Raw genomic sequence first — 14,348 nt, 5'->3', positions numbered from 1 at the left:
GGCAGACTTAAAACCTGCCCTTTTTTATTTTTTCTTTTTAAAACGAATAGTATCCTTTATGAGTATTTCATCTTCTTTATTGAAAGTAATAAGTTCTTGAATATAATTACGATTTGTAAGAATTAAATCTGCAATAATTTCATAAGCTATTTCACGAGTGACTTGTTTTACAACTCCTTTTTTGTATTCGTGTTTAAGTATCTCTAAAAAAGTTGATTGATGAGTATCACGAACTTCATTTTTATAGATAAATTGTATTTCTTTTGCTAATTTATCAGAATCAGTAATATTGGCAAAATAGTTATTGAGGCAATTATAGGCATCTTGATCTTGTTTCCAGCCCTCTAATAAAATATTTTGTCCGTTTAAAGGTAGATACATTTTGTCTTTATAAATTAAAGAAGCTTTTACATATTGATTATTAGCAACATATTCATCAATTACTTTTTGATAATATACAAATGCTTCATCTTTTTGATTCAGTTTTATATATAAATCTCCCACTTTTTCATTCATAATCAATTCTTTATAGAGTTCAATAGCTTCTAAAGTCATATTGCCTTTCTCATAACATTCTGCTGCTTTGGATTTATTTTGTAAGTGTTTCAAATAAACAGATGCAGCATCCTGATACAAGTATCCATCTTCAAGAGCTTTTGCAGCCAATGAGTAATCCTTTAAAAGCTTCATATAGATAAAAGCAGCTTTCTGAAACTCTTTTTTGTTAATGAACTCTTCAGCAGTTTTTTTATATCTGTTTTCTAATTCAAAAAAGTCTTCTTGTTCCAAACCAACTTTTTTTGATGAATTAGAAGAATTAGATTGATTTATAGAAAAATTATCCCATATTTTTCGAAGCACCCAATTGTTTGATGATAATGTTTCTCCTCGCTGAATACCTTTATTATCAATAGGTATAGCGTATTTTAGAGCTTCTAAGGGGTTCTTATCCAATAAATCTAGTAATTGCTTAAGTGCTGACTGATTTCTTTGGTTCAATTGTTCATAATCCTTTTGCCAATGATTTAAGAAATTTTCTGATTTTTTAGAGAATTTCTTAAATATCTTATCTAAAAATGTATGTAAGCTTTTCTTTTTATGGGGTTCGGATAAGTTTTCACCAAAAAATCTTTTATAAAAATTTAATTTTATTTTCTCCTGTTTGTTTAAAGGTTTTTGAGTGAAGTCTTTCTTAGGAAAAGTGTTTTCTTCAATTAAAAGGAGAGACTCTTCTATGTCCAAAGGTTTAATTCTAAAGCTCTTTATTTTTGATGGAATGAAGACTGAAGAAACAGGCTTCAAAATATTGATTAAATTATGAATAGGTTCTTGAATAATCTTCTCCCAGAGAATAGGCTCAGATAACTCTACTAACCCAAAAGCAGGATGTAAAATATGTTTTCTAGAAAAAAAGAGGCTTTGTAGTTCATTATCAGATATTTTTGGAAAAACAGATGTCTTTTCTGGAATGAACAAAACATTTCCTATTAATTGACAATAGATGTTTTTCTCTAAATCTACATTATGAAAAGGCATTTCCGAAACTACAAAACATCCCCAAATGCTATTAGGTGTTTGGTTTGGTATGGCATATACTTCCGAGAAAAACAAGGATATTTGCATTCTTTGTATTTCTGAAAGCCAATATTTTACAGAGCTTCCTTCTATCAGTATCCCTTTAAGAGTGTTTTTATTTGGGGAGATAGAAGAAGGGATAATTTTAAGTTCCATAGTTTTTAATATTTTCAATAAATCCAATTAAATAACTTGCTAGCTCTTGTTGTGTTATGAGTTTTTGTTGTAAATGATTGATTTTATAATATGGATTTCCTATAAAAAAAGTTTCAGAAGCAAAAGCCAAAGGTTGTTCAAGTACACTTGGGCAATGAAAAACAGGAATATTAGGGTTTGAACTCTCAAAAGTAAGCATTCCTCCTGTATTGATGGTAATTTTACTACCATCACCAAATCTAAAAAAATTGATATTTGTTCTTTTAGATATAATCTTAGGTTTTAGGTGTTGAGAAGGATTTAATTTCCAACCATCTTGATTTATGCACAATTCATGTTTTGAAAATATTAAACTGTTGTATTCATTGATAAAGATTGTATCAATATTTTTTAAAACATTCATGCTTTTTTTAGACTCAGTAATATCCATATTGTTTTCTGCTTTCTGTAGATAGAAGTTTCTTAAAGAATTTAATTCTTCATAAGATTTTTGAAACTGCTCAATTATCCAAACTTCATCTTTTTGTTTAATAATCCATTGATAAGAATAATTCGTGCATATAAATTGATAGTTAGTATCATCAAAGAAAAAATCAAGATGATAATTATAATTAGGGAAGTTCAGCACAGTTTGTTGATCTGTATTAATATCAATTATATAAACAGCTCTTTCATGGATATTAAACATAAGCAAAATACATTCTGATTTTTCTGTAAAACCTATACAGTTTTTTCCATCGTAGAATGGTAAATGATCATAAATAAGTAACCAGCCTTTATCTGGAGCATTTAATAAAAATAGCTTTTTGTCTTTTGTGATTCTAAAGATACGCCCTATAGAATCTTTTAGTAAAATTTTTGCCTTTAATTCATTGTTTGGAAATAATATAGGATAAGAAGAGCTAATTTGATAATATTTTTTTTGAGGTGAATCAAAATGAATATTTTTTTTGTCTGTTTTCCAAATACTTTTTAGTTGTAAGAAAATATTTTGAATGAATATTTTACCTCTGTTTTGTTTCTTGTAAACAGAAATATTTCCATCAATATTAGTATGAATCCAGTAATTAAAAAAATGATGATGTTCCTGTATAATTTTTTGTATATAAGGTGTTTGATAGGTTTCATCAGATGCAATAAGAAATAGCTCTGCATTTTTTAAGAGAGGATTTTCTTTGAAAAGTAATTCTATCCCACTCCCAGCATGTAAACAAGCGTCTAAATAATTAAGCCCTTCTATCACATCTTCTTTAGAATCAAATTTTAAAGGGAAATATTTCTGACCTACACCATAAACAAATGTATCCATCTTATTTTTAGGGTGATGAATAAGAGCAAGAGTTATTGCAAAAGCTAAAACATGAGGAGTTCCCCAATTTTTGAGAGATACATCTATTAAAATAACTCTTTGTTTATCATTGCTTTGAGGAGGGATTTCTCTCAGTATATACAAAGCTTCTTGATTTGCGATACGAGAAAGAAAAAGAGTTTCTTCGTATGCAAATTCTGAAGTTAAAAGTTTATCAAAAGAACCCTTATTCGTTAAATCTGAAAAACCACCCAAAGGTTGTTGACTGGGTAGTTTGTTCTGTAGAGGGATGTGTAAACCACTCCAAATATGTTTTACCAGAGATCCAACATAAAAAGTCTTTTCGTCTTCAATTAATAATGAGATAAAATCTTTTTTTTCAGATGTTTCTAAGGGTATTTCTATGGTTTCTTCAAGAGTAGGGATTGCATCTACAGCATCCAAAATATCCTGAACAGTCTTAAACTTAGAGGATAAGATAGCTATTACCCTGAAATCATGATAAATAATATCAATGCTTGGAGATATCTTTTTTTGTTCATCAGGTGTAATGGGTCTATCTAAGGCTTTATAGATTCTTAAAATTTTTTCTGCTTGTTTTTGAGAAAGATTGTTGTGAGCATCTTTAAAAATAGTTTGAAGTAAAATCAGTTTTTTCTGTCCCTTGTAATATTCTGGAGGTAATGATGAAAGTATTTTTAAAAATTCTAGAGCTTGCTCTACAATCTTCATATGAGCTCCATTTTTACTTAAATTTTGGGTAATGGACTCTAAATGAGCATTATTATTAGTTGCTATGAGAGCTAATAATAATGCTCCAAAACGTGGTATTCCTTGTGGAGCAAGATATTCTAATATTTCTAAAATATAAGCCTTATAAGCAATTGTTTCTCCGTTAGGAATGGCTATTACTTCGCCATTATCTTCCCACTGCCAAAAATAATCTTCGGATGCTTGAAAATAGTGTGAAGCGTTATTATTCATAATTTTGGATAGTTTTTCTAAAAGAAGATATTGAGAGAGGTTCGAAATCTTTCTTTAAAATTAAAGAATATGAGTCATCAATATTCCATAAAATCCAATATTTTTCATCAGGGTTTATGGTCTTTTCCCAAACAAGTGCTATTTCAGGGAATTCAAAGCTGTACCCAACAGGTATAAGCATGTTTTGATATTTCCAATATACATTGCCATTGAGTGGAAGAAGGGGGAGGTCTACAATCAATGCTTTTGATGAGTTTACAATTGTCCAAAGAAGATTCTCTAATCTTATTTTTGGGGCTTTTTCGACATAATTTCCAAGTATAGCTAAACTACATAAAATAGCAAATGCTGTTTTTTCTTCATCAGATGGAATTATATGAATACTGATTTTTTCATGTATTCCAAAAAAATTATGATTAAATGAAGGCAGTTGAATAGGAAGAGCCCTTTGGATGGGTGTCCAAAGGAGAGAAGGTATACGTCTATTTGGTAGGAGACTATCTTTTAGAAATAAGTTACCTTCTACACTGTAATAAATAGATTTATAAGGTAAAGATTTTATTTCAATACTGTGAATTTGCTCTTCTGTAAAACCTGTAATCCATACAAATTCATCATCAAAAGCTATTTTAAGATTATCCCAAATACGTAAAATAGCAAGACTGTCTTTTTCTTCTTTGGCAATGGCTACATAGTATATCAGATGGTTTGTAACATTTTCTGCCATAGCTTATCAATTTCTTGTTGAATATGTATTTTATGTTCCTGATTTTTGATCCAATGACTTCTGGTTTGGATATATCGTAGCTTGTCTTTAATAATATTTTTCTCTTCCAAAGATAAATCTTCTTGTTCCCATTTATTCTGTAAATACAAAACCTCTTTAATAACTTCTTCAGAATTAGGAGTTTTATTGAAAAATGCTTGTGGATGAACAAAATCTTTATTTTCTTCTTTTTCAATAATTTGGTCTATCATGCCTGCTAAAATTTCTATTTGTTCTTCTGTATCCCAAATGTATTTCATGACCCAGAAATCTGAAGTAATCGCTTGTTTCCTGCCACATATAACGGAACTAGCTGCAATTAAATTCTGAATTTTAACAGCTCTTCTATCAGAAACATTAATCCCAGAAGTTCTTAGAGAGTGAATTAGGTGAATATACGTTTTACGAATATCTGATAAATCAACATTTTTGGCTTCTTGTTGTAAATGAATAATTTCATCAGGAAGAATAGAAGGATAGGTTGTTTCATGTTGCTTTTCAAAAGCCCAGCCAGCAAGTAAAACTTCTTCTAATAAGTCTGTATCTACATAATCACATTTTACTCGAATCAAAAACCTATCTAATAATGCTGCTAAAGTATCATCTTCAGGTAGTAAATTGCTAGCCCCCACAAACATCAAGGCAGGTAATTTCTTTGTTTCTTTTCCTCGTCTAAATATTTTTTCGTTAAGAGCCATCAATAAACTATTGAGAATAGCACTATTGGCATTGAAGATTTCATCTAAAAAAATTAAAGAAGCTTCTGGCATCATACCTTCTGTATTGGTTACCAATTCACCTTCTTTTAATTTACGAATATCAAAAGGGCCAAATATTTCATTGGGTTCAGTAAATCGGGTTAATAAATACTCAAAGTTTTTTCCATTTTCAATACAAGTAGATAACTGTTTGACAATCGCACTTTTAGCTGTACCAGGAGGCCCTAACAGAAATGTATTTTCTCTGGCTACTAAACCAATGGCAAGCAGGTCAATAATCTCATTTTTTCCTACAAAACATTTTTTTAAGTAGGAGAGGACTTGGTTAAGTTTTTCAATTGTATTCATAGTTTTAAATCTTTCCAAAAATCTTGATGATATAAACCTAAACTAGACTTTATGTGATGAATGATGGCTGGATGACAAGCCACAGATTTATTTTTGAACCTTATAATCCTATCAACATACAATTGAAGAAGACATGGGTCTGATGTTATTACAGAAAAGTCTAAATTTTCACTATCCAAAGAAGTATATTCAAGTCCTGAATAGTGCCAAATATGCAAAATATTTTCTAATTTTTTCTTTAAAGGATCTTCTATATCTATCAAATTAAGCTCATAAATAATTTGAGGAATAAATCTTAAACAGATATCAGCTGATAAAACTGATTCTGCTGTTATTCTATTTTGAAATTGAGTAAATAGTATATCCAAATCTTTACTCTTGTGTTCTCTATAAAGAATTAATTGAGTAGCAAAATAAGTTACATACATACCCCATTGAGCAGCATATTTATCAAATGGAGGAGCTGGATAAGGATAATCAATTTTTTCTCTATTGTACTCATCAGCCAAATATTCTAGTACTTCCTGAACATATTGTTGTGGAATGTCCAATAAGTTATTATATAAAATAACTTCTTCTTTTTCTCTTAAAGTTTTTAGCATGAGAAGCAGAGCGTTTTCCTGCATAGTTTATAATTTTATTGAATATTCAAGTTCAATTTGCTCTTATGTTTGGGTTATTAACTACAAATAAACAGTTTTTTTATGTTTTATAAAATAAACAGGCTATTAGATATATAAGCGAGTATCTTACTTACAATCCAAAGGAATCTCTAAAGTACATAAACCAAGTTGGCACAATAGTTGTAAACTCAATCTTATAATCTAAATTCATCATTACACACCTCAAAATCATTATTCTATGAAATTAAGAATTTTACTAATCGCATGTTTATTTACATTTTTTCAGAAAGCAAATGCTCAAAAATTGGCTTATCAATGGAAAGAAGGGGTTATTTATCGTTTTGCCGCTACACAAACAGATGAAATTTCCAGTTCTGGTGGTGGAAACGTAGGTGGTGTAAACATAGGAGGTATGATGCAAAGTGCAATGCCTACCATGAAATTCACTACAAAATCTACTTTTGTACTCAAAATTAATTCCAAAACACCCAATGGTGGTGCAAAAGGTACTTTTTATTTAGAAAATTTTAATGTAGTGGATGACAAAAAAAGAATCGTTGCCTCAATCATCAATCTCCCAAAATCAAGCTTAGAAGCTGATTTTTTGGTGGATGATCAGGGTAACTTTACCTTTTTGGAAACACCTTTTTTGGTAGTACGTGAGAGTGGAAGCATTTTGGTAGAAGCTAAAGTAAAAGAAGGTGGAATAGCAGCTTCTGCTGAAGCTGATGGAGAAAAACTTTCAGTCATGGCAGAGTTTAATCCAAAGACAGGGCAACTCAAAGCTGGTTATACAGTAACTACTATCAATAAACCCAAGCCTAAAACAGTTGAAATAAAAGAAACAGACAATACCATAGACCTTATTCCAACAGATTTTATTGACCTTTTGCAATTACCCCAAAATACTACAGTAGGCGAAGAAAATAAAATGAGCATGATGGGAATGGAGGTTATACAGAAAGTCAATTCTTTTACCAATCAGCAAGCATCTATTAAATTGAATCTGAAATCTTCGATTGACGCTCAAAAAATTGAGAAAGATACCAAACTTGAAGAAGATGATAAAGAAATGCTAGCCCCACAAATGGGACAGACAATGGTAGCTGATTTTAACTACTTATTTGATAATAAAGTGGGTATGCTCAATAACATTGCAGGTAATATTACTACTAAACAAAATATGATGGGAATGGAAATAAAACACGTTGGAACACTCGATATGAAGTTTGTGAAATAGTATTGATCATAAAGAAAGTTATTAAAATGAAAACCTTATAGGAGTGCTTTAAAAGCCTATAAGGTTTCTGTTTTTTTGATTTCAGATATAATTTTTTTATAATTTTCTCATTAAATCTACCACCATTTTATCTTTCCAAGCTTTGAAAGTTCCTAATCTGATTTGTTCTTTCGCTTGAGCAACCAGCCACAAATAAAAACGTAAATTATGAATACTGGCTATTTGAGCAGCTAAAATTTCTTTACTAATCATCAAATGCCTTAAATAAGCTTTTGAGTAAAAGCCACTTACTTCACCACCCAAAGTTTCATCAATAGGTGTAAAATCAGTTTTCCATTTTTCATTTCTAATATTGATAATGCCTTGTGTGGTAAACAACATACCATTTCGAGCATTACGAGTGGGCATTACACAATCAAACATATCTATACCTAAAGCAATTCCTTCCAAAATATTGGCAGGTGTACCTACACCCATCAGATAACGAGGTTTATCTTTGGGAAGAATATCACAAACAAACTCTGTCATTTCATACATCATTTCAGCAGGTTCACCTACTGAAAGTCCTCCAATGGCATTGCCTTCTCTACCCATAGAAGCAATAAATTCAGCCGATTCCTTTCTCAAGTCTTTGAAAACACTACCTTGTACAATCGGGAAAAGCGTTTGACTATATCCGTACAAGCCTTCTGTTTCATCTACACGTTTGCAACAACGTTCTAACCATCTGTGTGTGAGATGCATCGATTTCTTGGCATATGTATAATCACAAGGGTAGGGAGGGCATTCATCAAAAGCCATCATAATATCAGCTCCAATGATTCTTTCAATATCCATCACACTTTCAGGTGAAAAGAAATGATATGAGCCATCAATATGAGATTTAAACTTTACACCTTCTTCTGTAATCTTTCTGTTTTCTGCAAGCGAATATACTTGATAACCACCACTATCTGTAAGAATGGGTTTGTTCCAACCATTGAATTTATGCAATCCACCTGCTTGTTTGAGGACATCAAGCCCTGGGCGTAGATACAAATGGTAAGTATTTCCCAAAATAATTTGGGCTTGAATATCATTATGTAATTCTCTTGTATGTACAGCCTTTACTGTACCTGCTGTACCCACAGGCATAAAAATAGGGGTTTCTATGACTCCATGATCTGTTTCTATTTTTCCCAAACGAGCTTTTGTTTGAGAATCAGTATGTAATAATTCAAATTTCATGAAAAAACTAATTAGAATGCAAAAAAACAGAATCCCATAACAACAAACAAACTATTTTTCTCTAAAATTATAAAAAGAAAATTTTATCTTATCTAAAAAAAATATAGTTTTGGTAAGCACCATTTTAAACTATAAAATTATGGCAAATAAATACTCATCTATTTCGTTTAGAGAAGCAAATAAAAATGATGTAAAAGATATTCATGAACTGAATGAAAAAATTTGGAGAAAAATATATCATAACCTTACCACAGAAGAACAAATGGAATATATGCTTGCCAATGTTCACTCTGAAAAGAATATCAAAGAGTTAATGGATAGGAACTATCACTTTTTTGTGGGTGTAAAAGAAGAAAAGATTGTAGCCTATTCTTGCACTTACACCACAGATGGAAAAATTTATGATTTAAGTAGATTTTATATAGATACAGATTATCATGGGAATGGAATAGGAGAAGGCTTTTTGAATTATTTAGAAGAAAAAAATACACCAGAAATAGTATATGTAGATGTAAATAGAAAAAACTTCAAAGCAATTAATTTTTATTTTAAGAGTGGTTTTATCATAGAAAAACTTGAAGATAAAGAATTTGGAGAAGGTTTTGAAATGCATACTTTTATGATGGTAAAAAAGTTTGTAAAATAAAAATATTATAAAAACACTATATCAAAACATGTTATTCTGAAAAAACATTTTTAAGAAAATATAATATTAGGAATCATATAAACTAAGATAAAAGTGTTTTAAGAAGTAAAATTTGTATAAAAGTTGCATCTAAAGGAATTTCATTGTAAAATTTGCCAAGTAACTTTTAATTTGTAATTTAGCAACCAAAACACACCCAAATAATCTTTAAACGCAACTAAATAATATGGCTTTAGTAGAATTGGTTATGCCCAAAATGGGCGAAAGTGTCATGGAAGGCACTATCTTGAACTGGCTCAAAAAAGTTGGTGATAAAATAGAACAAGATGAGTCTATTTTGGAAGTAGCCACTGATAAAGTGGATACAGAAATACCTTCTACGCATGCGGGTGTATTGAAAGAAGTTTTGGTAAAAGAAGGTGATGTTGTACAAGTAGGTAAAACAATAGCTGTTATTGATACAGGAGGAGGAGCAAGCCAACCACAAACTACACCAACACAAGAAGTTGTAAAAGAAGCTCAAAAAATAGAAGCTAAAATCGAAGAAGTAAAAACACTTTCAGAACCTATTGCTGGTCGTTTTTATTCTCCATTGGTGTTAAATATTGCAAAAGAAGAAGGTATTTCAATGAGTGAACTTGAAACTATTGCAGGAACAGGACAAGAGGGGAGAGTTACTAAAAATGATATATTAGCTTATGTAAAAGCTAAGCAATCAGGGGGAACAGTTATACAACAACCTAAAACTGTTGAACCTGTGATTGAAGTAAAACCAGTTGAGGAAATACAAGTAACACCAGTACAAGAGGTAAAAGTTGTTCAGCCTGAGAAAAAATCTACACCAGTACCTATATTTGCTGGTGATGAAGTGATTGAAATGGATAGAATGCGTAAGATGATTGCCCAAAGAATGGTAGAATCGAAGCATACAGCTCCACATGTTACTTCATTTGTAGAAGCAGACGTAACTAATTTGGTTTACTGGCGAAGAAAAGTAAAAGATGAAATGCTTCAAAAAGAAGGAGAAGCTCTTACTTTCATGCCTATGTTTATAGAAGCTATTTCCAAAGCTCTCAAAGACTACCCCATGATGAATATTTCTGTGGATGGTGATAAAATCATCAAACGCAAAAATATCAATATTGGAATGGCTGTTGCTTTGCCTAGTGGCAATTTGATTGTGCCTGTCATCCAAAATACAGACCAATTGAATTTAGTAGGTTTGACTAAAAAAATCAATGATATTGCTCGTAGAGCTAGAGAAAATAAATTGAAACCAGATGAACTCGTAGGTGGAACTTACACCGTTTCCAATGTAGGTTCTTTTGGAAATGTATTGGGTACACCCATCATCATGCAACCACAAGTAGGTATTTTGGCTTTGGGTGCTATCAGAAAACAGGCTTCTGTTATTGAAACCCCATTTGGAGATACAATAGGAGTAAGACATATGATGTACCTATCGCATTCTTACGACCACAGAGTAGTAGATGGAGCATTAGGAGGGATGTTTGTACGCCGTGTAGCTGACTACCTTGAAGAATTTGATTTAAGTAAAAGCTTATTTTAAAAACTAAAAGCCCCGATTTTTTTCGGGGCTTTTTTATGATTCTTGTGTAATGAAACAATTCTATAATTCCATCAAAGAAATTAGTTATAGTACGCCCTCAAATAAATCATAACTTATAATTTATTGCTACTTAATCTATCTAAAAGTACTTTCTAACTCTTTTTTCTCTTCTGAGGATAATTGAACATCATTTTGAAAAGTATTGATATCCGCTTTTTGCAAAAGTAAAAATACCAATCCAGCACTCGCTAAACCCAAAAATGCAATTTGTTTACTCATAAAAAATCCCATCACCAACATGACACTACCTCCTTCAATCATTGCCCAACGAACAATATAAGCAACTCGATATTGGTTTAGTTTGTCTAATAATTTTTGATCTTTTATTTTAGCTAAAAATTGTTTACTTAGAAAAATACCAGTAGCTCCTACTACTATAGCAAAAACAGGGAAAATATACACAAGCATTTTGTTATCTTGAGTGAGAAGAGGTTCTGGTTGATTTTTACTCAAAACATAAAAAATGACAATGATTGCCAAAGTACCAAAACTAATTGCTAAATGTAAAATTCTAAGTGTAGAAAAGAAGTTTTTGGGTATCATAAGTATAAAATTTTGTAAATTTGTGCATCTCAAATATATTAAATTCTTATAATAACCAAAGCTATCTGACCAAATATCTCATGTTAAAGGGCGAAATCATCAATGGATATAAAATTTTGCAAGATTTTACCACAGCAGGTGGAGGCTTGAGCAAGTGGACTTTTGCCCAAAAAGGCGATAAAGTATATTTTATGAAGGAGTTTCTTGCTCCTAAATACCCCACAGAAGGCTCACCAGGGAGCGTGGCTTCCAAAGAACGAAAAAGAAAAGAATGCGAACGCTTTGAAGTACATCATAAAGCTCTGATGGAGCAAATCAATGAAAAATGTGGAGTAGGCGGAAATTTGGTATTTACGTTAGATTTCTTCAGATGTGGAAGTACTTATTACAAAGTAACAGAAAAAATTGATGTAGCCTCGCTTTCAACAGATGAAGTATATTCTTTGCCATTACCTAACAAAATCCTGATTTTAAAGACAATAGCTCATAGTTTAAATATTTTGCACAAAGCAGGTATTGTACATGGCGATTTAAAACCCGATAATGTGCTTATCAAGCAAACAAGAACAAATTTTTACACAACAAAACTTATAGATTTTGACAATAGTTATTTTTCGTCAAAACCTCCTGAGTTGCAAGAAGAAGTAGTAGGAGATATGGTTTTCTATTCACCTGAACTAGCAAGATATGTGCAAGGAAAAGAAAAGTCTGAAAACCTTACTATAAAATCTGATATTTTTGCTTTAGGACTTTTGTATTGTATTTACTTACAAGGAGATTTACCCGAATTTCCTAAAAAATATGTGTATGCATGTCAGGCTACTAACGAAGGAAAAGAGTTGAAAATTGTGGATACACGCTTGCCCAATAAACTAAAACGCCTCATCGGTTCCATGATGAACCATGATGCATCTCAACGCCCAGATGCTGAAGAAATATTTGACTTTCTCAAAAACTTAGATTTAAAAAAAGAAGAAGAACTCACCAAACTCGAAAAAGAACCTCGAAAATCGTATGTAGAAAGCTATTGGGAATCTAAAAAAGAAGAAGATGAAACAAAAGGGAGTTTAAAAATTAGTTTTTCTAAAAAGGAAGAAACAAAAGAAGAAAAAACTACAAGTAAACTGAAAGGAAAAGGATTAATAATTATAAAAAAAGATTGAAAAATTCAAAAGAAAAGGCTAAAAAGCCTTTTCTTTATTTGAAACTACAATTTAATGAACTTGAGGATTTTATAATTTTCTTTGGTTTGTATATGCAAATAATAAGTTCCTTTTGGAAAATTAGCAAGAGAAATGCCAATTTGAGCGTTATAAGGAATATTTTTATAAAAAGTCTTTCCCCAAATATCATAAATGCTGATTTTTTCATTGTCTTCTAAACCTTTTATCCAAACAATATCAGAAGCAGGATTTGGATATATTTCTACGGAATTTTTTTCGGGATAAGGTGTAAAATAAATAGGCTTTGAATAAATAATATTGCTACCATTTTCTACGATTTTAAGACGATAATAACATTCTTTAACCTGAAAATCGTGGTAACTATACTCATGGACAGGCTGATGATGTATTTTAGTAATAGTTTGAAAATTAGATAAATGCATGTCAGATTTTTCAATTTCTATATAACTGATATCTGAAGAATAAAGAGTCCATAACAATTCAACATATTTAGACTTTAATTGAGCTTTAAAACTGCCTAATTTGACAGCTAAAGGGGCATCGGCAATTACATAGGCACTTTTATAATTTTCCATAGCATTGCTGGCTCCTTCGTGGCATAGAGTAGTATAATCTCCTGAATCCTCGTTATTAATTTGGGCAGGAGAAAACCCTAAAATTCCTAAATAATATTTGTAAAGTTGAGAACGCAAAACAACTTTTTGTGTAAAAGCAACACCAGAGGTATTTCTACACTCCAAGCCACCATTGATGATATTATTGGTATGGGCGAATCCTTTTTTATACATTTTGTTAGTAACATACTCTCCATTCTGAGGCAACCATTTGTCATGCATCACCTGATGACAAGAGGGCTTAGGCCATTGAGGCATCATCCAAAACCAAATAGCTGACTTAAAAGCTAATACACCATCTTGTTGAATAGCATCAGGGTTATTGAGCAAAACGGTTTTGTCCTCATATAAAAACTTACTAAACTGTCCATAATTATAATTCCATGACAACTGAATCGGGCCTCTTCCATAATAACATTTATTAGAAACGGGTGGATATTCAGAATGTGGAGATGTATAAGCATTATTACAATTACTACTTGTATAACCCAATTCGTGTACAAAATATAAACCCCAAAGTGTATAATCTCCATCTAATCCACTACCAATGGGTTGCCATCCTCCAGTAGTTTCTTTAGAAATATTAGCTAAAAAAGCTGCTAACTCTCTTTTATTATTGATTTCTGAGGCTGTATTTACAAAATCTGCAAAATTGATATTGATAATTACTTCTGGAGTAGTGTTATTGTGCCAAGAAATATCCACATCACTATAATTATAAGTATGATTGGTTGAAACTCTTGTAATAGTAATCAGTTCGCCCCATACATTAGGTTTTTTTCGG

9 protein-coding genes and 3 pseudogenes are annotated in these 14,348 nt (G+C 31.1%); 4 read left to right on the top strand and 8 right to left on the bottom strand.

The window, feature by feature from the left end; all coding sequences use genetic code 11:
* Nucleotides 1-24: 24 nt before the first annotated feature.
* From AD998_12070 to AD998_12050, 5 genes and pseudogenes are all read right to left on the bottom strand, one after another.
* Nucleotides 25-765 (bottom strand): annotated as a pseudogene (locus AD998_12070) (hypothetical protein).
* 955 nt (nt 766-1,720) lie between these two features.
* On the bottom strand, nt 1,721-4,024 hold the full coding sequence (locus AD998_12065; GenBank protein ID KOY86779.1) for a hypothetical protein: 2,304 nt from the start codon (nt 4,022-4,024) through the stop codon (nt 1,721-1,723).
* Complete coding sequence (locus AD998_12060; protein KOY86778.1) at nt 4,017-4,751, bottom strand: hypothetical protein; 735 nt, start codon at nt 4,749-4,751, stop codon at nt 4,017-4,019. The genes AD998_12065 and AD998_12060 overlap by 8 nt, the downstream gene beginning before the upstream one ends.
* A complete protein-coding gene (locus tag AD998_12055) occupies nt 4,724-5,857 on the bottom strand; it encodes an ATPase (protein KOY86777.1) in 1,134 nt (377 codons plus the stop codon). Before AD998_12055 ends, AD998_12060 begins: the two co-directional genes overlap by 28 nt.
* Nucleotides 5,854-6,459 carry a hypothetical protein gene (locus AD998_12050; protein ID KOY86776.1) on the bottom strand — a complete coding sequence of 202 codons (606 nt, stop codon included), beginning with the start codon at nt 6,457-6,459 and terminating at the stop codon, nt 5,854-5,856. Before AD998_12050 ends, AD998_12055 begins: the two co-directional genes overlap by 4 nt.
* Before the next feature lie 259 nt (nt 6,460-6,718).
* Here AD998_12050 and AD998_12045 point away from each other — a divergent pair, with 259 nt between their 5' ends.
* Entirely contained in the window at nt 6,719-7,720 is a 1,002-nt protein-coding gene (locus AD998_12045) for a hypothetical protein (protein ID KOY86775.1), read from the top strand.
* A 96-nt stretch (nt 7,721-7,816) separates the two neighbouring features.
* Here AD998_12045 and tgt read toward each other — a convergent pair whose 3' ends face one another.
* The gene (tgt, locus tag AD998_12040) at nt 7,817-8,947 is read right to left on the bottom strand and encodes a queuine tRNA-ribosyltransferase (protein KOY86774.1); all 1,131 of its coding nucleotides are present in this window, start codon (nt 8,945-8,947) and stop codon (nt 7,817-7,819) included.
* 139 nt (nt 8,948-9,086) lie between these two features.
* On the opposite strand from tgt, the gene AD998_12035 reads away from it, so the two are divergent.
* Both AD998_12035 and AD998_12030 read left to right on the top strand, forming a co-directional pair.
* Entirely contained in the window at nt 9,087-9,593 is a 507-nt protein-coding gene (locus AD998_12035; protein KOY86773.1) for a hypothetical protein, read from the top strand.
* Between the two features lie 226 nt (nt 9,594-9,819).
* Nucleotides 9,820-11,163 (top strand): 2-oxoglutarate dehydrogenase, encoded by a 1,344-nt coding sequence (locus AD998_12030; protein ID KOY86772.1) that lies wholly within the window; start codon nt 9,820-9,822, stop codon nt 11,161-11,163.
* A 135-nt stretch (nt 11,164-11,298) separates the two neighbouring features.
* Here AD998_12030 and AD998_12025 read toward each other — a convergent pair whose 3' ends face one another.
* Nucleotides 11,299-11,766: a hypothetical protein gene (locus AD998_12025; protein KOY86771.1), complete on the bottom strand. Its 468-nt coding sequence runs from the start codon at nt 11,764-11,766 to the stop codon at nt 11,299-11,301.
* A gap of 80 nt (nt 11,767-11,846) precedes the next feature.
* Here AD998_12025 and AD998_12020 point away from each other — a divergent pair.
* Nucleotides 11,847-12,629, top strand: a pseudogene (locus tag AD998_12020) (hypothetical protein).
* A gap of 953 nt (nt 12,630-13,582) precedes the next feature.
* Here AD998_12020 and AD998_12015 read toward each other — a convergent pair.
* Nucleotides 13,583-14,218: pseudogene (locus tag AD998_12015) on the bottom strand (hypothetical protein).
* Nucleotides 14,219-14,348: the final 130 nt, after the last annotated feature.

The organism is bacterium 336/3, from assembly GCA_001281695.1.
Taxonomy (GTDB): Bacteria; Bacteroidota; Bacteroidia; order Cytophagales; family Thermonemataceae; genus Raineya.
Note: the sequence above shows the minus strand (reverse complement) of the source record. Positions and strands in the feature narration are given on the sequence as shown.

Coding starts and splice junctions, on each gene's coding strand:
- AD998_12055 (KOY86777.1), bottom strand. CDS start 5,857: ATGAATACAATTGAAAAACTTAACCAAGTCCTCTCCTACTTAAAAAAA.
- AD998_12025 (KOY86771.1), bottom strand. CDS start 11,766: ATGATACCCAAAAACTTCTTTTCTACACTTAGAATTTTACATTTAGCA.
- AD998_12035 (KOY86773.1), top strand. CDS start 9,087: ATGGCAAATAAATACTCATCTATTTCGTTTAGAGAAGCAAATAAAAAT.
- AD998_12060 (KOY86778.1), bottom strand. CDS start 4,751: ATGGCAGAAAATGTTACAAACCATCTGATATACTATGTAGCCATTGCC.
- AD998_12065 (KOY86779.1), bottom strand. CDS start 4,024: ATGAATAATAACGCTTCACACTATTTTCAAGCATCCGAAGATTATTTT.
- AD998_12030 (KOY86772.1), top strand. CDS start 9,820: ATGGCTTTAGTAGAATTGGTTATGCCCAAAATGGGCGAAAGTGTCATG.
- tgt (KOY86774.1), bottom strand. CDS start 8,947: ATGAAATTTGAATTATTACATACTGATTCTCAAACAAAAGCTCGTTTG.
- AD998_12050 (KOY86776.1), bottom strand. CDS start 6,459: ATGCTAAAAACTTTAAGAGAAAAAGAAGAAGTTATTTTATATAATAAC.
- AD998_12045 (KOY86775.1), top strand. CDS start 6,719: ATGAAATTAAGAATTTTACTAATCGCATGTTTATTTACATTTTTTCAG.